Origin of the sequence: Mesorhizobium sp. SP-1A (assembly GCF_032460275.1) — a bacterium.
Lineage (GTDB): Bacteria > Pseudomonadota > Alphaproteobacteria > Rhizobiales > Rhizobiaceae > Mesorhizobium.
Genome location: NZ_JAVXZD010000002.1, coordinates 856,029 through 876,763 on the forward strand (window position 1 = coordinate 856,029; position 20,735 = coordinate 876,763).

The 20,735-nt window shown below is 51.8% G+C and carries 15 protein-coding genes; 4 read left to right on the forward strand and 11 right to left on the reverse strand.

Annotated features, from left to right (window positions below; all coding sequences use genetic code 11):
* Window positions 1-6 precede the first annotated feature (6 nt).
* Window positions 7-1,665, forward strand: a complete 1,659-nt coding sequence (locus tag QU595_RS13160) for a DNA topoisomerase (protein ID WP_315922650.1) — start codon at window positions 7-9, stop codon at window positions 1,663-1,665.
* An 81-nt stretch (window positions 1,666-1,746) separates the two neighbouring features.
* Here the strand turns inward: QU595_RS13160 and QU595_RS13165 are convergent, their stop codons facing one another.
* From QU595_RS13165 to QU595_RS13175, 3 genes are all read right to left on the reverse strand, one after another.
* Window positions 1,747-2,298, reverse strand: coding sequence for a hypothetical protein (locus QU595_RS13165; protein ID WP_315922652.1), 552 nt, complete (start codon window positions 2,296-2,298; stop codon window positions 1,747-1,749).
* 69 nt (window positions 2,299-2,367) lie between these two features.
* Complete coding sequence (locus QU595_RS13170) at window positions 2,368-3,294, reverse strand: hypothetical protein (protein ID WP_315922654.1); 927 nt, start codon at window positions 3,292-3,294, stop codon at window positions 2,368-2,370.
* Window position 3,295: 1 nt separating this feature from the next.
* Window positions 3,296-3,886, reverse strand: a complete 591-nt coding sequence (locus QU595_RS13175) for a hypothetical protein (protein ID WP_315922656.1) — start codon at window positions 3,884-3,886, stop codon at window positions 3,296-3,298.
* A 3,002-nt stretch (window positions 3,887-6,888) separates the two neighbouring features.
* Here QU595_RS13175 and QU595_RS13180 point away from each other — a divergent pair.
* Window positions 6,889-8,349 (forward strand): hypothetical protein, encoded by a 1,461-nt coding sequence (locus tag QU595_RS13180; RefSeq protein WP_315922658.1) that lies wholly within the window; start codon window positions 6,889-6,891, stop codon window positions 8,347-8,349.
* Between the two features lie 8 nt (window positions 8,350-8,357).
* On the opposite strand, the gene QU595_RS13185 is transcribed toward QU595_RS13180, so the two are convergent.
* Window positions 8,358-9,212: a hypothetical protein gene (locus QU595_RS13185; protein ID WP_315922660.1), complete on the reverse strand. Its 855-nt coding sequence runs from the start codon at window positions 9,210-9,212 to the stop codon at window positions 8,358-8,360.
* Between the two features lie 735 nt (window positions 9,213-9,947).
* On the reverse strand, window positions 9,948-10,808 hold the full coding sequence (locus QU595_RS13190) for a hypothetical protein (protein WP_315922662.1): 861 nt from the start codon (window positions 10,806-10,808) through the stop codon (window positions 9,948-9,950).
* 58 nt (window positions 10,809-10,866) lie between these two features.
* Between QU595_RS13190 and QU595_RS13195 the strand changes: the two genes are divergently transcribed.
* On the forward strand, window positions 10,867-12,276 hold the full coding sequence (locus tag QU595_RS13195) for an exonuclease domain-containing protein (RefSeq protein WP_315922664.1): 1,410 nt from the start codon (window positions 10,867-10,869) through the stop codon (window positions 12,274-12,276).
* Between the two features lie 25 nt (window positions 12,277-12,301).
* Here the strand turns inward: QU595_RS13195 and QU595_RS13200 are convergent, their stop codons facing one another.
* The 6 genes from QU595_RS13200 to QU595_RS13225 form a co-directional block, all read right to left on the reverse strand.
* Window positions 12,302-12,640 (reverse strand): hypothetical protein, encoded by a 339-nt coding sequence (locus QU595_RS13200; protein WP_315922666.1) that lies wholly within the window; start codon window positions 12,638-12,640, stop codon window positions 12,302-12,304.
* 10 nt (window positions 12,641-12,650) lie between these two features.
* Window positions 12,651-13,589, reverse strand: a complete 939-nt coding sequence (locus QU595_RS13205) for a L,D-transpeptidase family protein (RefSeq protein ID WP_315922668.1) — start codon at window positions 13,587-13,589, stop codon at window positions 12,651-12,653.
* Entirely contained in the window at window positions 13,586-14,614 is a 1,029-nt protein-coding gene (locus QU595_RS13210) for a tetratricopeptide repeat protein (RefSeq protein ID WP_315922670.1), read from the reverse strand. The genes QU595_RS13205 and QU595_RS13210 overlap by 4 nt, the downstream gene beginning before the upstream one ends.
* A 59-nt stretch (window positions 14,615-14,673) precedes the next feature.
* On the reverse strand, window positions 14,674-15,138 hold the full coding sequence (locus tag QU595_RS13215) for a hypothetical protein (RefSeq protein ID WP_315922672.1): 465 nt from the start codon (window positions 15,136-15,138) through the stop codon (window positions 14,674-14,676).
* A gap of 74 nt (window positions 15,139-15,212) precedes the next feature.
* Window positions 15,213-16,334 (reverse strand): hypothetical protein, encoded by a 1,122-nt coding sequence (locus QU595_RS13220; protein ID WP_315922674.1) that lies wholly within the window; start codon window positions 16,332-16,334, stop codon window positions 15,213-15,215.
* Between the two features lie 220 nt (window positions 16,335-16,554).
* Window positions 16,555-17,397 carry a MucR family transcriptional regulator gene (locus QU595_RS13225; RefSeq protein WP_315922676.1) on the reverse strand — a complete coding sequence of 281 codons (843 nt, stop codon included), beginning with the start codon at window positions 17,395-17,397 and terminating at the stop codon, window positions 16,555-16,557.
* A 375-nt stretch (window positions 17,398-17,772) separates the two neighbouring features.
* Here QU595_RS13225 and recQ point away from each other — a divergent pair, with 375 nt between their 5' ends.
* Complete coding sequence (gene recQ / locus QU595_RS13230; protein WP_315922678.1) at window positions 17,773-19,746, forward strand: DNA helicase RecQ; 1,974 nt, start codon at window positions 17,773-17,775, stop codon at window positions 19,744-19,746.
* The last annotated feature ends 989 nt before the right edge of the window (window positions 19,747-20,735 follow it).

A 20,735-nucleotide genomic window follows, 5' to 3' on the forward strand; every position in this document is an offset into this window, starting at 1 on the left:
TTTTAAATGCCCGATTTATTCGTTATTGAGGCCCCAGGAAAGGCCAAGCACATACAGGAAATTCTAAAAAGCGTCGGCATCGACGCTCGTGTGCAAGCGACGAAAGGGCACCTCTACTCAATGCCCGACAGGCTGACCCCTGTCGGGATCGACAGCGGATTTAGAGAATTCGAACGCAAATTGCGTGAACCGGAAATCGGCCAACGAATCCGCGATGAAGCTGCGAATGCAGAACGCGTATTTATCGCAACGGACGCTGACGAAGAAGGCGACGTAATTGCATGGGACGTGGCCGAATTAATCGCCGATATTCAAGCTCACCCACTGAGAGTTCGCCTGAGAGGAATGGATGAGGAGTCCGTTCTGGAATCCATCGAGGGCGCTTCAAATGTTCTCAAGCGAGATGCCATTGCAGGCCGTACGCGAGCCATCGTAGATCGAATGATCGGCTCGGTCTTTTCACGCGACGGGGTCGCTGTCGGCCGAGTAGGTACAGCACTTCTCGGCTTGGTACAGAAGGAAGAGCCGCCTGTCGTCAGGCTTCGCCTAGTGGCTCCTGCCAAAGAAGGCCGCCCATGGGTCGCAGACTGCGACGTAAAGGCCCCTCTCGACTTCCAGACCGCCAAGAAGCTTGAGGCCGTGCGTTTCCCTGTCCTAGACGCTTCTGAGCGCAAGGAACGTTCCCAGGGCCATCCAGGCAATCTTGCAGACATCATGGTGAGCGCGGGCGACAAGATGGACATGTCGCCAAAGGAAGCCGCCACCTCCATGCAGCGCCTCTACGAGGCAGGAAGAGTATCGTATCCACGCGCCAACTCTCGCGGCATCTCCAGATCAGTCCTACGCAAGGTCGCCAAGGCCCTTCAGAAGTCCGGCTACAAATTTGATGAGAATATTATACCCGACAAGCCCGACACTGACGTTCACGACGCTCCATACCCGATTGGTCGTACCGAAATCGCACGTGATCCAGTTAAGCAGGGACACGACGAAGGCCTTCGCACTCTCATCGCCCGAGACATGATCAAGAGCGGCCAGGTTCACGAGCTTCAGTTTGGCGTTGGCGAGCGGGCTGGCATCCATCTGAAGAAAATGGGGTTCAGCGAAGAGGTCGCAACCTACGTATCAAAGCTGGAATGGCGTCGAGAAGTTGGCCCTCAGTATCCTGGTCAGGAAACATGGCCCGAGAGCAAGGTTACTGTTCGCCGTGCTGACACCGTCCTTTTGCAACATGCCGTCGAAGCTGGACTAGGCAAACCCTCGACCTGGGCAAACCACATCGACAAGTTCATGAGCCGTGGCCTCGTCGACGAGGATCTCAACCTGACTCGCAAGGGCAAGGAATGGATCGCGGCCAGCCCCCCTGCCCTTCTCGATCCGCGCATCTCTGCCGCCATCGAGCAAGCCTGTGATCGCGTCCTGAAGGGAATGATGGACGATCCAGACCGTGAGCCATGGGAAATCCTCTCGGAAAAAATCATCAACGCACTTCCGGATCAGCTGAAGAAGCCTCTGATGAATGCTGTTGAGAAGACACCCCCTCATCCAAAACCAGACCCCATTGCTCCATATAGGGAAACGGTCGGTTTGGAAAACATCCTCGAAAACGCCAAGGACAAGGCCTTTAATTACGGCCCACGCGGACCAGAAGCTCCATCACAGTGAAGACCTCGGGCGGCAGCTGTGGCTCTCGATGTAATAAAAAGGCCGAAATCATATTCGGCCTTTTTATTACATCTTTTGACATTAAGCGTCGACTGCATGGCAAGGATTCGATGCTTTTTCTCTCAATTCAATCAGGGCGTCAGCCTTCTCAGCCGCCTCGCTTGAAGTCGTGCCGAATGAAACTGGAATATTGGAATAAAGCAGAGTCCAATTTCCACCAGGGAGATGTGGGCGACGAACCAGCATCAATGGATAGTCTTTATCCAGATATGTGAATGGGCCGCCTTCAGGACCGTTCCAGAGGTCTGGTGCATCCACACCGTCTTCATGCTTGTGCTCAGGTAGCTGCAAAGGCGCAAATTCAAGCGCTTGGTCGACAAGCCTGTTCAATCTGCCCGCAATTGAGGTCAGATCGCCGCCACTGGAAAGGAAGTAGGACACGAAGTCCATCGCGCTTGAAGCAACGGTCAATCTCGCAGCTGTAGAGAGACGCGAGTCCCAAAGGGAAGCACGATCTGCCGAGGCCGAAATTGCACGTGAAAGAAAGTCACCAAATTGCTTTGATTCTGGAATTTGTTCCGAAATGGCGGCTATTTCTGCCAGAATTATTTCTATTTTGGTTTTTATATTCATATTTTTAGGGCCTCCGACAACCAAGTATGTGGTCAGCGGAAGCCCTAAACAAGCTTATTTATAGCCGAATTATGCAGTCTTCCGCATTAATTCGGGATAGTGATTGGCCGGAGCCGGATCGGGCCGCGCTTCATGAACTTGCTCCACCAACTGACGACGGACCTGTTCGCTCTTATCGGCAGAAGCGAGCTGTTCCTCGGATGGAGTTGTCTCCGATCTCGCTGGTTCATTGGTTTCGGCCGTTTGCACTGGCTCGGTACCTGATGCCGAATTCTCACCTTGGTTTTCGGCCAAGGCCTTTCGGGCTTCTTCTTCGGCCTTGTCCCTCTCGATATCCAATCCCAGCCGATTCGTGATCAACCTGGCGAAGTCCCGTGCCTTCCCATCAATGAGAGGGGTATATTTGGGGTCTTGCCCATCGGCCATGTCGCTAAACGACTGAATGTAGGGGAACACCTCAGGTAAAAGGATACCCATCCTGTCCCAACGATGGATCATTTCCCGAATGCGCGGTTTGCTCTCCAGAGCGTGCCGTTTACGGGCTTCTCCCGGCCACTTATTCAGGACGATAAAGATATCCCTCTTCATTTCCTTTGTTTCGAAGTAGGCCGCCAATTCGAAATAATCCGCCTCCGCGACCTGCATCTCCTCAGCGCCAGATCCGGTTGGGATCAGGATCATGTCGCAGAGTTCAGAAACGACGAAGTCGATGTTACGGCGATTGGCTCCGCCGTCGACGACCATCACGGAATTCGGCACCGCCTCCATATAAGTCAGAATTGGCACCATGATGTCTTTAATGTCCCTACCCTGAGGGACGCTCGCGAGCATATATTTGCGCGCATCGACCCATTCTGGTGGCCGAGCAGTGCGGACGTCCGTCATCATCATCACAGAGAAGCCGCCCATGTACATCACGCCATGAGCCAGCAGGTGCGCGAGCAACGACTTGCCAGAGCCACCTTTGCGTCCCAAGATACCAACGATGCTGGTCATCTTATTTCCTTTCAACGCGTTGAACGTGAAGGCCCAAGCCATCATCCGTAGGCACGACTTGATCGTCTTTCATATTTGCCTTCGCGTAATTGATCATGTGGCGAAGGATTTCTGACGTCGGCACTCGCCGATCCAAGCGAATGGCTTCGGTTCGCGACAATCGGGCGATCAACTGATGGGTGCTATCATCCAGAGAATATGACTTTTCTGACTTGGTTTTGGGCCTCTTTGATGGCGCAACCACCGCCGCTTCCGGCACAGAAACCGACGCTTTGTCTTCCAGTGGAACCTGTTGCTGAACCACGGGAGCCGGATGCTCCACGCGAGCCTGTGGCACAGGCGGTTGAACAGGTTGCGGAGCCGGAGCAGGTTGGCCAATGGTCTCGGCCGCCATCTCCGTCATACGCTGCAGTTCGACGATTGTGCCACTAGGTGTGGCGTCAGGATAATGCTGTGCCTGCCGCATACGCTCGGCAAGGCCCGAGTTCAGTATGTCTAGCTTAGATTTCGGCGGCTCACGATTCATGAACGCACTCTTCTTGTCGGAAGAAGTTAGCTTGTTCGTCGCAAGTGTTTGGCTGTTGCCGCTCATAACGAGCCTTCCCTCCATTTTTGTTTCACCCGAATCAGGGGGCCGATCCCCACATTTCAAATACCGTGAATTGCCCACCATGAGAATCCCAATTGGTTAACAAACTATTAACCTCACAAACTCAGAAGCTGGGTGGCGACCAGTTTGGCAATGTAACACATTGATTTTATGTGCGTTTGGCAGGTCGATAAAATATCATTCAAACACTAAGGCAAACTGCAAAACTGACGGTTTGCGTCATTCGCAACCTGTCAACCGAGCAGAATCATAATCTGCGAATCTGCCAATCTCCGAAGCGACCAATCGCACAAACCAGCAATCACACATGCCATTTGATTGGCAATTGGCCAGACTCTGTTTTTGCCATTCTACCCTCTTGTCAAACTGGCAAGATGCAAACCTGTTAGTTTGTGTTTTTGCGAACCTACCAGATTGGCAACTTCTCACTTTCGGGGTTTAACAGGCTACCTCCCTACCATTTTCACAGAAGCACAGACTGCCACTCTGCCCTTCTGCCAAACAGATAGCCTCACAGCCTCAGCTTTTCTCAAACAACCAACATATTAGCTTGCCAAGAAATCAAACTGGAAAAGCCGAAAAATGACTGCCTATCAAACTATCATTTTATCAATTTCACCGGGGCACAGAATGCCAAACTCGCAACGTCCGAGTTTGGTCGCCTATCAATCAGCTGATCAGCCAGACTGATGAATCCGAGGTCTCATGATCTGACCAACAACGCCTCTTGCCCTATCAAACTGGCAATCTGTTAGTTTGTGCATCCCACACGGATCGGAGCAATCAACTGGAGAAGCCCCATCGAGGTCGACACTCATAACACATTGTTTTTATTACGTTTGATAGTTTGTTTGTTTGACAACTTGCCAGATTGAACGAGGCATCTGAGCTACCCAGGCCTCGAAAGGCCATCGGGTTCAGCGCCCCTCATGGGCTGGTCTAACAGTTTATCAAACTGTTATGATCTCCAGCAGTCAAACTATCAAATTGCCAATGACCTAAGCCATCAATCTCTCCGGTCGAGAGAACCGCAAATTGCCAATCTGCGGAACAACAAAACGATTAAACAGTGAAACCAGCATACAAGCAGTTTCACAATCACGCAGTTTCTCAGAAACCCCGTTTGTCAAACTATCATTTTATCAGCTTGGGACATTGGCGGGCTGATGTTCAAACAATCTGGGAGTTTCCCAAAGGCGCTGTTTATGAGACCAACAGACTGATTTCTTGGCAGACGGACAGCCTACCAAGTTATCAGACAGACACTTTGGCACTCTGGTAAGCTCTCAGCTTACTAGCTTGATGAGTTACCAAAGGCGCTATTTAGTTGTTTGTGAAGCTGTGCGACTGACTTTCTCGCACTCTGTGATTTTAATGGTCAACCAGTTTCGGAAAGTCCCAAACTAGCAAGATGAAAGGCTGTCAAGATGGCAGTTTGATTTCCTCTCAATCCGACAAGCCAACAGCTTCACAGGCGAACATACTGTTGATCTGGCATTCTATGAATTTGCGAAACCCGTTTTCACACACTTTGCCAAACAGTGAGCCTGGCTAAGGGGCCGCACGCACAAAGTGCCACTCTGCCAATCTGATAGTTTGAGAGCTTGCCAAGGTGCCATTTTGGCAGTCTGAAATTGGATCAATGGGAGCACTAGGTCGATCCGCAAAGGAGACCGATTGAGGGGATAAAAGCTTGGCGGCGCTTTACGACGCGCTACGCGCAAGGTCGGTGCCACTTATCGTTCGTGGAGAGCAAACGACCGTAGAGCGCTCCACACAAACTATCAGACTAGCATGTTGCCTGTTTCCCAGCTTGGCTGATTGGCAAACAGTCATTCGGACTAGACCAGGGTATCAAATCCGAAACCGCCAAAACGCGATAGGGGAGGGGCATCCAAGCCAAGCCATAGACGATCAGCCCCACCCCAAGGTCCTCGCTTTGTATGAGCAACCTGGGGGAGGGGATAATTCCAAACGACTGGAGCATGAGAGAGGGCCAAAGGAATGACCTCGGACGACCGATTCCACCGCAAGGGCACGGTCTCTAGAACCTCCAGCGACTTGGATCAAATACCTGACCGGGATCGTTGAAGACAGAGTGATCACCACCCCAGATTTGGGCAGGTTTGTTGAAGATGGATTCGTTTCCGCCCCAAATCTGGCTAGGCTTGTTTATTACCGAATTAGGCCCGCCAGTAAGATCCCCAATGGCACGGATAGCCTTAACGATCTCATTGTTTTCACCAGGCCCGTAAGTCAGGTCGTGAAATGCATTCCTCAACGTGACTACGATGGTATTGTTAGGTCCAAAGCAGTCCTTTCCAATCTGTCCCCTAAAACACTTCGTCAGCTCTCGCAAAGTCAAGCGACCCGAGGTACAGCTAACAAACGAAACGGGTTCGCCTCCAGACTGAGTTGCGCACTCAGCCGCGATTCTCCACTCTTCGTTCATCGCAGGCGAAACAGCGCACAAAGCGAATTCAGTTGGCCCTTGACTGCTGGTCGCACATCCAGCGAGGCGAGCGGCCTCAGGAGGCAGTACCGCTCCTACTGCACATTCCGCTATCTTTGATCGATCCCCATTTGACCGCGAGATGCAAGCCAAACTGCGCCTGGACTTTTCGCCGAGGACACCATCGGCGCAGTTCTCCAACGCAGAACTCACATCTCGCCCCTCCAATACACATTTGAAAACACGTTGAGCAGCTCTGACCTCTGGGGTGTCTCCAGCTATGCAGATGACCTTATCTTCAGGGTTCTGTTTAGATAAGCAGCCCGCTATCCGAGCGCCGTCTCCAGGAATCCGCCTAGACAGGCAGTACATTGTGTCTGTTTGTCCTTGTGAAGACCCAATGCACTCAATTGCAGACCTAGCCCGCGCGACAGGTGAAGAAACTTCGGCTATTCGGATTCAAATGTGGGTTATTGATTGACATTTAGTATTAATGGTTTAAATCTCAGTTAGAACGAACCGGGAACATTTATTGCAAACCATTTCAATTCCATATCGCTGTAGTAAAGAAGATCGTGAATTTATTGAAGCGGTTCGGCGGGTCTATTCAGCAGCTGTGCGGACTGGCTATGCAAATGCTGATCGGGACGGAAAAACTCTCAAGGAAAAAGAATTACGTGAGTTTGTAAAAGCCAGGTTCGCAGGCGGTATTGTTGACGCATGGGTATTGCATTGTGCCACGCTCGAAGCGCGAGATTTGCGCAAGATCGTCCCAGATGGGTCGATGCTGTTTGGTGGTCGCAAAGACTTCGAACGTCGTAATAAAAATCTGATCGATAATGCAGAGTGGAGGAATAAGCGACTTAGACCGTTCTGTTCAAGAGGCGATAAGAAATACGCTGGCAACAGACACTTCAAACTGGCAGAAGATGGGCTGAGTTGTAGTTTCTCGATGCTCATGCCGCGTGTAACGGGTCAGAAGCTGCAGTGGCGTTTGGTTAAACTCGATCTGGCTCATCTGCATGGCAATGCGGGTGAGGTCGTTCGGCAAGCCGCGAAGCTCGCGGCGGAAAAGAAGATCAACATCACATTTCGCATCGATGATCAGAAGCTTCATGTCACGATTGATCCTGAGGATTTGCCTGATCATCCGGAACGACGTCCGCCGATCAGGGTCGTTTCAGGTCGTGCCCTTGGGATTGACCTCAATCCGAACTTCGTCGGGATTAGCGTCGCTCAGAACATAGTCGATCCAACGACACTCAGCCTCACAGAGCTTTTGGAGCATCAGCTCGTTCAATTCGATCTTCCGCTCGATGCATCGGCCGAAACGGTGCGTGAGGCGCTGGCCAAGATCTGTGACAGGACGATCCGGCTGTGTCGCAAGTGGGGTATTGGCCTCATCACCTTCGAGAAGGGCTTGGGCAAGCTGCGTAGCGGCGGAAAGAACAAAGCCCGCAACAGGGCCATCAACTACTGGGTCAGGTCATTGCTGATCGCAATGATGACGCGCAAGGCGCGTCTGGCTGGCATCAAGGTCATCGAAGTGTGGGGTGGATATTCCACCACGATTGGAAATTTGGCGTTTGAGGCACCCGATGCGTGCGCCTCCGCCGCAGAGATCGCCAGACGCGGCTTGGCCGTGACTGGCGGGTGTAAAGACGTTCTTCCGACATTCGAGGAAGGGTGGTTGTCAGGCCGATGGAAGGATCAGGCACTGCCCGCTGAATGCGGATTTTGGAAGGACGTTCATCAGGCAATTAAAACGGCGAAGATTGGCTACCGCCGTCCGCATCCGACGCTAAAATCGTCGGTACCTGATCTCCGCTCAGGCCTGTCGGCCTGCGGCGGGTACGCGGTGCGCCGTTTAAACCATCGTCACAGACCAGGAACTGTCTATGTCCCGGTCTCTCATGGCCATGGTTTAAGCGGCGCGAATAACCGATTCCATGATGGGGGTGAATTTCTTCATCCCACATTTAAATCCGGTTAGCCGAAACTTCATCCAAGCACATTAATTGGATCGTCAGACATGGCGGCCATGCAGTGGGCCACCTTACCTTCAATGCTCGAAGAATCTTCAACCAGGCAATCGATCCCAGTGTCGATAGATGTTGAGGTTGCGATACAGTCTCTTGCCTTTTCGGCTGAAGCCACAGCGTCCTGCTTCTTCACGCAACCCATCATTTTGCTAATCGATGGGTTTCCCCCGCCCATACAACCGACCAGATTGGTCAGCTCTGGGTCCTTGGCCTGAGATACAAAGCAGGCGAGTTTCTCGCCATCCGTGAGGCCCTGAAAACATTTGAGGATAGGGTCAAACCTCTTGCTCATTTCGGTTACGACACAAGTCTGGAACCCGCCCTTATAACCCGTCGTTCGGTCGCAATTTTGAATAGTCTCGGCGTCAGGCAGTCGCGGAATATCAGTCTGGCGGAGCACAAGCGGACTGTCGCGATTAAGCCCTTCAGCGGTGAGTAGGAAGTCGAGGGACGTCCTACCTTCCACCGTGTCAGGTAGCGCGGGGCAGGTTTCCCCAAGACTACACATCATTAGAGCACGAGGCGTAACCCAAAAAACCGAACACTGGAAAACCTGTTTTATTGTGACACTCCTGTTTGCTGCAGAGGCGTCAGAAAAGCAGTTTACAATCTTCAGAGCCGGAGTAAGACCTTCAAATCCATTCCCAGAACGAGCTATGGACGCAAGGATGGGACTCTGCTCTACCAGATCAGAAACCAATTGGGCAGATTGGTAGCCCTCTGGCCAATAGTCCTTCGCGTTCTCATCGAGGGGTTGGTAAAACATCCTCGGCATCGCCAACGCCACCAACTCTCCTTGTTTGTTAAAGAGCATGTGGGGACGTCCGCCATTACGAATTGGCTCGCAGGTGAAAACGATGGTGCCAGGTCCAACCTCCATGTATCCGACATGACACTCCTTAAATTCGGGTTCGCCTCCATCCAGCAATCCCAGTTAGCTTGTCACCCGGCTTTGGTGGAGACTTCGCAATCTTCGCCACTTTGTAGGCCTTAGAAGGACTGCCAAATGCTTGGTATATTTGCCAATATTTCCCCTTTTCAAGTGGTTCTAACGAAGCCGCATATTCCGATTTGGCTTTTATCCATAAATGACTGCCACGAATCCAACCCATAACCAACTTCCTTTCGATGGCATCAGGGTAGGGCCTTCACAAGGCTTGTTAGAAATCATGAGGTTGGGAGATATAAGCAATACACTGCAGCCTGCGTTGAAGCCGCTCCCATCCGACCAAGTGCTTACCAGTCGACCCATTGCGTCGAAGATCGCTTTCTCATCGAATGATGCCGAAAAAGAAGGAATACTACCGAAAAACAGCAGGAAAAGAGCGATCACAGCTGAGCGGAACGGGATCAAGGTCTGGTCCTCCTTAGAGAAAAGACAGTCTATGTTCCTGTAAGTTGTTAATACACATCAGCGCCGAAGCAGACCGTCAAGCAAAAAAGAAGGGCCGCCCTTTTACACTCCCCGAGAGGACGTGTGGCGGCCCGTGATCATTTCAGTATGTCTGCGTCGGCGGTAAACGCCAAGCGAGAAATTATTCAGGCCGAACTAGGCCTCTTCGAAGACATCCAACAGCAGGCCTGCTTCCTGCCGGATAACATCATTCCCAGCTGATGCATCACAAAGCAACCAACTATTCCCAAGCGTTCGCAATACGACGTTTGATCGCGTCCATGAAAGCTCATCGCCTTCGCCGTATTCGATATTAAGACGCTGCGCTGACAACTTGGAAGATCTATCGGGGTCAATCTCGATATGGAAGTAGGGGGCCACCCGCCAAGCCGACCTGGAGTACGTCGCTTCATCGATCATCGCCGATGGCACCGTCTCTTCGAACAAGGCGATCAATTCTTCAGCAGTCCGAGGCTTGTCCCCGCCAATCATGGTCTCGCAAACCTCACCTTCGTCATCCTCACCAGTCAGGACGATCCCAGCGACACCAAACTGACAGGCCTTGTCGAGTTCACCCATCTGGTTCTTCTTGAAGTCGGCTACGGGGTCATTTGTCTTTGATTTGTCCATCCCTATGACGACGATTGCCCGATCCACCATCTTCGTCCCCTGTTTCGGGGGGAGAATGCAAACTGCAGCATCGTTGAGTAGGACGGGGAAGTTATCGGTCTCGCGGGCGACAATGGTCTCGACCGATTTCACTAAGAGGATGCCGTCTTCGGACACCTCTGCCTTTCGCATAAGGACAATGCCACCAAGCCTGAGGCCATACTTCTTCAGAACAGAAAAGTCGCTCGGCTGAAAGCCAACGGGGACTATGCGAACTCGGGCTACATAGACCTGCCCCTCACGCACACCAGGCGCATCAGCAAGAACCTCAACCTTCGCAGCGCCATCGGCATCCCACCTAACAACTCTCGCGATAACGTTGGGTAATGACGCTGCAGACTTAGACATTACTGCTTGCCTATTGCGAACTTCCATTGGACTCTGATGTAAATGCTGGAGTGAATTCATGTCAGACCTCGTTATCTACGATACTGAAGCTACGGATGCAGACATCCGTCATGGGCAGATTACGCAATTTGGCGGCTTAAAGACTGATCTGGACTTCAATATCAGTGAAGAAATCAATTTCCGGGTTAAGCGGCTTCCATGGGTAGTGCCATCTCCAACGGCTTTGACCGTCACTAAAATGCAAGCCAGAGACCTCGATAACGAGGATGGTGTTTCCGAATATGAAGCTGCACGCAAGATGGAAAAATTTCTTGTTCCTGGATATGGACAGGAAAGAACATTGGTAACATTTCGCGGACCTTCATTCGACGACGAATTGATCCGTACAACTCTCTTCAGAAATCTGAATAACCCTTGGTTTTCATCAGGAAAAAAGACATCAAAGCTTGATGTATTCCATCTCGTTCGTCTGGCAAAAACACTCAATGAGAATGCCTTGGAAGTCCCAATGGGTGACGAGGGCAAGCTTACCTGGCGTTTAGAGAAGCTTTGCGAGGCAAACGGAATCCAACTAGACGCACACGATGCCTTGGCTGACGCGTATGGGACACTCGAAATCGCGGCTCTTGTTCGCAACACTACACCGAATGCTTGGCACACTTTGATGCGATGCGGCCTTCCTGCGCGACAAGAAGAACTGCTATCGGGCGCGTATAGGAACGGCAAACCTCTGCTATTGTTCCAATTTTTCTCAGAAGCAAAAGTTATTCCTTGCGCAGTCTTGGGAACAAACGACCAGAAAGGATGGATTCTAGCTGATCTCAGAGCAGACAACATACCAGATATGGTCGACGACATAAAGGCGACCTTGTTCACCAAAGACACCCCGTTCCCGATTGTCAAAAGCAACATGGCTCCAATTTTCTTGGACGAAATGACTGCGAAAGCAATCGATCCGTCCATCGACACCAAATCAATAATCGCGAAAGCCAAAGAAATCAAGGGGGGACGTTTAGCTGAACAAGCAGTAGAGGCATACAGAGGGCATGCGCATCCACGCCTCGCAAACATGACCTCGGAAGAAAAGATCTATTCCGGCTTCATCAGCGACAAAGATAAGCCCTTGTTAACTTCATTTCATCGAGCAGACACATGGGAAAAGAAATTGGCGATTAATTTCACAGACGGCCGCCTAAGAGATTTCCAGGCTCGAATTCTGCTAGACGCCTACTATTCTAATAAGGCTTCATTCCATGAAGAAGATGTCGCCATGCTGCGAGAACAATGTGCAGAGGCCCTTGATCGTCCATTTGCTGAAGCAAATTCACGCTTCATGACAATCAAGAAAGCGCTCGAAATCGGAGTTCCTCGTGATTGGGCGGACTGGGCTGAAGAGGTTTTCGATTACAAAATCGAGCCATCATACGTGCCGGAAGAAGAGGGAGATCAGTTGCAGATGTCCTTCTAAAAAGCCTAGGGCATCTGCAATAAATTCAATAAGATACTGCTCTCGAAATCGTAAAATATAACCAACGAAGGCCGAGAGCAGTCATCCACCATGCACCCATGGCGACAATCATTGTTACCCAAGCCCCACCATAATTGATAACTGCACTAAAAATTGAACCAGTGGTCACTGCTAAAGCGACACTGTTTATGACCCCAATGGGGTTCGTCAGCGCCCAACTTACTGAGGAAGCGCTCGGCAGGCCGCCTGCAGCAGCCAAAAAGCTTAAACCATAAGAAGTAAGAACCAACGCCAAAATGCCAAAGAATGCCAAAAGAACGAGATTTATAGTGAAACCAGCGATCTTTAATGTCTGTTCAAACATAGAATTTTCCTCAGTATTCACGCCAGATTAAGCGCCCGTTCGGTGACGAAGATTGCGGATAGCCATCACTTGAATCTCGCATCGGAACACCCGCGCAATTCGCTCCCTCTCCGTCCAGACCATAGATATCTGGGTAGTAGCGAATAATGCCGTCACCATCTGGCCACGCAGTCCAATATCCAAGGATAACCGTGATTGGATTAGGCGGGGTGTAATCTGTCATGTCGTCGCTATCGATCAATGCGTCGATTTCCTCGCGTGTCCTGTTCAAAGCCCAGGCCGCGACATCGCGAACATGCTCAATGCGAACACATCCAGCAGAACCAGCGCGCACATCGGAATCATATCTGGATGGCTCGTTGGTATCATGCAGATATATGCCGTCCGCATTATGGAGTCCAATTTTCAGCAGTCCAAGCGCGTTGTATGGACTCGGCCGCTGAATGAATGAGGATGCTGACTCTGCATATTGCGAGGCTTCCGATGGCGACATCGTCTGACCGTTCACCACGATATCGAACCCGTTCTCTTCAAAAAAAGAGGGATCACTGGCGAGCTTCTGCTTCCAGTTTTTTCGACGAATGATGCTCTGAGGCACAGTCCAGGTCGGGTTGGGCCGCACATAGGTGATACGGGTCGACATTTCGGGGGTAGGGGTCATATCCATACCCACCACAGCTCGGCTCTCGATAACCGGATCGCCATTCGTGTAGGCCGTGACCACTCCAGACGGAATATTGACCACGAGGACCTTTCCTGAAGCTGGGAAGCTCACGCCTTTCAGCCTCTTCAGCGTTCCACGAACTGCAGCGTCCTGCTCTCCGCATACGTGGGCATTGGAAGACGCCTCAGACAGGGTATCCAAAATCCAGGAGATTGGAGACGACTGGGCCTGCGTGGCAAACGGAATGCCTGCCAGCGCGAACTTCAGGAAATCTCTTCTCTTCATCGTCCTCTAAGTGCTCCAGATTGCGCCAAGCTCTGAGCTTCCTTGATCTCAGAGGAAGTCATCGAAAGCTCAAGCTTCTGCATTTCGGCCCGAGCGTCGGCACCATCCGTGCCAGTGGAGCGGGCGGCTAGGTTCAACCATGCGTGCGCAAGGATCTTGCTCGGCGCAACGCCTTCACCCCGAAGGTGCATCTGCGCCAACTGACGCTGTGCAGGGGCATAGCCCTGACGTGCAGCTGTAGTGAAATAGCGAGCAGCTTCAGAGGCATTCTTTGGAGCGCCTGCGCCATTCAGGTAACGGACACCGAGATTATAGCGGGCAGGGGCGTCACCCCAGTCTGCAAGCTCCTTGAGATCGACCATGCCACGGCCAGCCATGGCCTTCTGGGATGGGTTCTCGCACCCACAATTCTCGCTTCCGACCAGGCGAGCGATGTCGACCTCGGTGAGCGTACGGCCATGGACAGCCTTCATCTTCTCGACCGCTTCGCTATTGCCCGCCATCGCGGCCATGTCGAAGTACGACTTCGCTACACTCGGGTTGGCCGGAACGGCGATACCGCTCTGGTACATCTGTGCCAACCGGACCTGAGCAGCGGCATTGCCCATCTCTGCGGCGATCTTGTAGTTGCGCAGTGCGCCAGCATAGTCTGGCTTTCCACGGCCAACTTCCTGCAGGAGGGCTAGGTTGTAATAGCCGTTCGAGCTACCAGCCTTGGCAGCTTTCGAAAAATATCCAGAAGCCCCAGAACCGCCAAACCCACCAAGCTGTCCTCGAAGAGCCATGACACCGAGATTGTTCATCGCACGAACGTCACCAGCCTTCTCAGCACGCCGATAAGCGGAAGCAGCAAGCTCATAATTCTGTGGGACGCCAATGCCATGCTGGTAACGATAGCCAGCTTCGTAATCACGATTAAACTGCGCGCGGCTTTCAGCAGAATGGATCGGATAGATCTCAGTTGAAGTGCAGCCAGCGAGCGCCAGCACAGCGGCTAGTGCAATTGATAATTTCATGTTCGGCATTGAATTGGTCCTGGTTATAAAAAGGTGCTTAAAAATTGTTGCACCGATTTATCTCCAGCTCAAGCCGCCATTTTCCCTGTTTCTTTCAGCCACGCAATATATTCAAGATCCCTGGCAGTCCACTTTGGGATGCGTTTCGAATGAATTCCAACGCGCTTCATGATTGCGCGAGCATGAGCTTTTTCAGCCTCTTCGGCAGCGTTCCGTGCTTCAGTTAAACGCTTTATCTCTTCACATGCTGGCTTATATTCAGCGTGAATTGAGAGCACATGAATCTCTTTTTTTGGCTGCCCTTTGACGAGCTTGAAAATCTCTCGGCCCTTCTTGGATTTTGTCGAACAAACCGAATAAATCTCGACTGGTTTCCGTTCCTTATTCAAGCGGATCATCGCGTCGTAACCACGGCGCAGGCCCATTCCGCTCCACAGGATTTCTCCAGCAGGAACATCTTCTGAATTAGACCGGAACAGGCGGCAAAAATCGCGATCCTTGTCTAGAACAACAACGTAATTCTCTTCTGGCATAAGAGTAGCCTTTTTAGAGTTTGCTAGTTAACCAATGTTGATTCAATTAATCGGGCATCGGCAAGCATTAATCATCACTCTCCAGACAAAAGTATCCGGATTTTCATATCACAGCGTTCGGCGTAATTTTTTGTCAGCGTAAATGCGGAGCACTTGAAGTCGATATTGTTGTGTTCGATTGCGGCGTCGATCTCCTTCCACAACTCCTCGTGATGCGGCATGCGCATGCCAGGTTGACCTTCAATCGCCCTCATGAAGTCCTTGGAATATAGCTCGATCTGCCCACGTGCAGACATTGTGTTCGCGCATATAACAGACAAGCACTCATGGAGTGCCTGAACCCATCCGCTGTGGCCGCTCTGATCCTGCACAGTCCCACAATGAAGCGTCTCTTCCATTCTGTCATTGCCAGAAGACGACACCCAGCAGGCCCATCCGTTAAGCCCTTTTGAGGACACGTCATTGGCGATGTAGGCAGTGACGGTTCTCTCGTTGATCTGCCGTCGCTTAATCACGATGGGCGAGGGGTCGACATACTCGATGACATGGGTAGGTTTAGCGGGCACTTCTGAAACGTCGTGAACGGGAACCGCATCTTCTACAGGCTCTGCCTTCGCAGTGCTCGGAGTTGCAGGCGTCATATATTTCAAGGGTTCCATGAAGTTCGAAGGCTGTATAACACCACGAACCAACAGAGCGGTTTGCTCTTGGATAGCCCGACGAAGATGGTCTGGCCCCCACGCTTTCTGCAGGACAACAGTGGCGGCATCCAAGACTGTCTCAGGGAACAGCTCATCAAGTTCCTCTTCTTCGAGCTGCTCCTGGGCCTTTTCCAGGCACTCGATAATGGTCATGCCTGCCTCGACAACGGAGTCGATATACGACTGCATGGCCTTCTCGGAAATTGTGCGGGGAGGGGACAATGCGTTATCGCCAGTTCCCGTAATCTGATGCATCTTGGCTGCAAGAACCAAGAGAACGTCCTCGACCTGCATACATTCAATGAGCGTGTTCATCGCCGCATACCAAATGCCGATCAGCATGCGATCCTTCTGCTCGCGGAATTCGAGCGGCTGTGCAGATGATAGAATGGCCTTAGAGACGATAGATTTCGCCCGCGCACGCGCTTTGGCATCATTGGCCTGCGGACTTACGCTTTCGATATCTTCTTCGATAATCAACTCTTCATCGGACATAGGAAACCCCACGATGTACTCGATTAAGGGTGATCCAATCCAAGGAACAGAACAAGGCCAAGAATAAAAATAGTGGGAAAGCCTAGAACAGGCAAAAAATTATTTCTTAAACAGGAAATGAATTTCGAAGCGAAACCAAAGCAATAGCTGTTTGCACTTCAAATAAAAAAAGAGGGCGCTCCCATATATGAGAGGCCCTCTTTTTTGAGATTACCGAGGCTTAAGCTGCCTTGGCCTCATCGCTCTTTGGACGACGGCCGCGCTTCACGGTCTTGGCCTCGTTAGCCTTCGGAGCCGACGCGGCCTTCGGCGGGCGACCACGACGACGCGGAGCCGACGTTCCTTCGGAAACCTTGTCCGCCGATACGTCTTCTGCCTTGGCGCGCTGGTTGGCGATGGTCTTGTTCATGATCTCCTGGCGCTTCTTCGCATAATTCGGAGCGACGACAGGGTAGTCAGGGCGCAGACCGAAGTGGGCACGGTATTCTTCCGGCGTCATACCGTATTTCGTTGCCAGAGCGCGCTTGATGAAGGTCTGCTCGACGCCATCAATCAGGTTAACAATGGAGTCCGGCTTGATGGCGGCTTCGGGGTCCATATTATTGAACGGCGTCCGGCTGATGTGCGCGAACTTATATCCCTGCTGCCCTTCGCCTGTTGCCGGAGCAGGGTAGCTGACTTCGGGATTTTTCTTCGGACGACCGGGGCCGCGTTTCTGGACAGGCTCGCTGCCGACCACTGCCAGGAACGGCAGGGCTTCTTGTGAGCGTTCTTCGCCACCTTCAGCACCCGCGCTTTCGCTGGGTGTCTCCTGGGCGACTTCACCAACCACCAACGAACGAGGCTTCCGACCCCGACGAGCAGCATGCTGTTCAGCTGCTGCGGTCGTCGTAGCACCAGACGGGACCACAGCCGCACCAGTTTCACCTGCCACGTTGAAAACCACGTTCTTCACGCGTTCGAAAACGTTCGGCAAATCCTGCGGATTGACCTGATTATGCTGCACATAGGCAGTCATAAAATTCATCAGGTGGTCGAATGTAGTGGTTTTTTCTTCTGCCATGTGAGTGATCCTTCCCACGTTAAACTCTGTTTGGCTTCCTTGAGAATTCCCAGTCGGCCCTATCGATCTCTTGATGGATCATTCGTTTTCAGGGCGTCTCTCGGTTATTCATACGGCTTGTATATGCTCTTTTTTTCGAACTTCAAGAGGCAAATATGTGAAAAGACCTAGGTTTGTTCATTTTTTTGGTGATTTTGCCCGTTCGAAGGCCATTAATCCCCCCGCAGCACTGGTTTTGACGCCTTTTGATGAAGCTCACCCTTCCAAGATTGACAATTGCGCCCACGCAATCGAGCATTGTTGAAGGTTAAACATCAGCCACGGCAACCGCTTTTAACCAATGCAGACCAAATAACCCAATGGAAACAGTCAAAAATGCAGTCTGGTGCCTCCCAATCGTTCAATCCACCCCCAAAAGCGGAGAACAATAGGGAAACATCGCACAATTCTGCCCAACAATCGCTCCCTTTGCCTCCTTTTAGCGCAAAGAACCCAGGAGAAAAGGCCTCCGAGGTCTTAAATCGGGTGTTTGGTTACCAAACCTTCAGAGCGGGACAGGACGACATTATCAATCATGTTGCCAATGGGCATAGCGCGTTCGTCCTCAAGCCAACAGGTGGAGGAAAATCGCTGTGTTATCAGGTACCTGCGCTTATGCGCGACGGGGTAGCAGTCGTTCTTTCACCATTATTGGCATTGATGAAAGATCAGGTAGATACACTTCGTAAGAAAGGTGTACGCGCAGTCGCATTGACTTCTACGACCAGCTGGACAGAAATCGATGAGATAAAGGCAGCCTTAACCGCTAACAATCTCGACATTCTGTATATATCGCCAGAACGACTGAGCCTCGGTTCTTTTAAGCGCCTCATGTCGAGTGCAAAGATTTCCCTTTTTGCTATCGACGAAGCGCATTGCGTATCTCAGTGGGGCCACGATTTTCGCGCCAGTTACCTCAACATTGGAAAATTCCTCGATCTGTTTCCCAATGTTCCAAGAATTGCACTGACGGCGACTGCCGATCCCGACACACAGGAAGAAGTCGCAACACGTCTTGGTATTACTGATGCGCGGAAATTCATAGAAAGTTTTGATCGCCCGAACATCGCGATTGATATCCAGGACAAGACTGACGAAACGAGTCAGCTCATTGAGCTTTTGAAAGAAAACGGAGACGAGAACGCCATCGTGTTTTGTTCCTCTCGCAGAAAGGTCGAGGAACTTCACGCCCTCCTGATTGAGAATGGCATCAACTCGATCCCATATCATGCAGCCATGGAACCCGATGTGCGGCGGGCCAACCAAGATAAGTTCTTGAACGAGAAGCCCGTCGTTGCCGTTGCGACTATCGCGTTTGGCATGGGTATAGACAAACCCGACATTCGCCTAGTCATCCACACAACGATGCCACCTACGGCGGAAGGATATTACCAAGAGATAGGTAGGGCAGGGCGCGACGGTCAGATGAGCAGGGCTGTCCTTCTCTATTCGCCAAAAGACGTCGTTCATCAGATGCGCCACCTTCGCGTAAAATTGGAAGACAGCGCTGAAAACTCGACCGAAAGACAGCAGGCGATCTTGAGCATCAGAAAATTGCAGATGATGCAGGGATTCGTTGAAAGCCCTGACTGCCGGAAAACGACGCTCCTCAGATGTTTCGGTGAAAATCTCCCAGAGCCATGTGGAACCTGTGATCGCTGTATGTATCCAGCTGTCACTTACAATGCGACCAAACCAAGCAATCTATTGGTCAGAACCGTTGGCGTGACCGGACAAAAATATGGGGCAGGGTATCTCATTGAAGTTCTGCAGGGGCTTCCCACCGAACGCGTGATGGCCAACAACCATCAGGACGTAGCCACCTTTGGATTGGGTTCTGATTTCAATCGGAAGCAATGGCAGTCGATGGCGCGTCAACTGGTGGCCGGAGGATATTTGAGGTCGACCAAATCAAGCACGCTCGAACTCGGCGAAAAAGCCTTTGACCTCATAAAGGGCAACGACGTTGTCCACTTAACTCCAATGGGTCGCCAGCGCAGAATGATGCCGAAAAAGAGGGCAGGTGTTGGCTTGCCTGAGAGCTTGAGGAACATGCTCGATGACCTGCTCCGCCTCAGAGAGGAAATTGCGACCGAGTCCGGAATTGATCGATCTGCAGTCGTCACGGATAGGGCACTGGAAGAGATCATCTCAGCCCAACCGACCTCAATCGAGGAACTCACGAAACTGAAAGCGATTTCAGGAGACCAAGTTTCGGAGTATGGCTCTCGACTGCTGACTGCCGTTAAGAGCCATACCCGAAATGACGAACCCGACGAAGGGGTTCAGGAGTTCAATCTCTTCGGTTAGGCGGCCTTCCGACTGGCAGGTGCCCTCGTTGAGATCGTAGACATCACGTCAGAAATAGACGCTTGAGGCACAGCTTGGGTGCCATCGTCACTAACGATATGCAATTGAGCTGGACCCGAGACGATCACCCAAGCGACATGAGTGCCGCTGGAGCGGATTTCATATCCCCAAGCCATGACATCCTGAGGTTCTTTAGCGACTCCCATCACATGCCTTGAGCCTGGCTTTTCCAGCTTGAGCGGCACCTTCTCCAACGAGAACTGACCACCACTTGCGGTCTTCCCTTCATACCTAGGCTCGAATTGCCCTCCGAACCATGACGGTGCTCCGCTCAACAGCGGTGACGATGCTTCAGTTTTTGGAGGACGACCTCGCCTGCTGGGAGCTTTGGCAGGTGCCGCATTCTGTGTAGCGACTGCTGCCTTTGGCTTGCGGCCCCGTTTCTGAGGAGCCGATTGAGGCGAAGGTTGTTCGGCTGCCTTAGCCTCCGTGACGGCCTTCTTGCGCCGTCCACGGCCCGTTTTGGGCGCATCGGCCGTCTTCGTCTCTGCGGATGCCGTTGATGCACTCTTAGGGGGACGTCCACGGCGCTTTTGAGGAGCTTCAGAAGCTTGAGCTGAAGGTGCTGGGGCGGCCGCTTGGGCTGGTGCAGTTGCGGAGGATTCTGCTTTCTCAGCTTTCGGAGGTCTGCCTCTGCGCTTTGCGGGCGCTTCCGATGCAGCTTGGCCGGATGCAGTTGTTCCGATCAATTCGAGATCGTCAATTACCCTTGCAAGGTCGAGAAGGCTGCCGAGCGTTATTCTGGCCCCGTCTCCTGAGAATGTGTCCATCAGGACCATCGTAGCGCCAGGGGCAATTTTCTCGTTCCCCGTTGGCCAGAATTTTGTAAGAACGCTTTTGATCCCTTCCAGGGAAGATGTCTTGACGGAAACACTCTTGGTGCCGGACCTTGATATGCTCGCCATATCACCGTTTGAAGATGTGGTGAC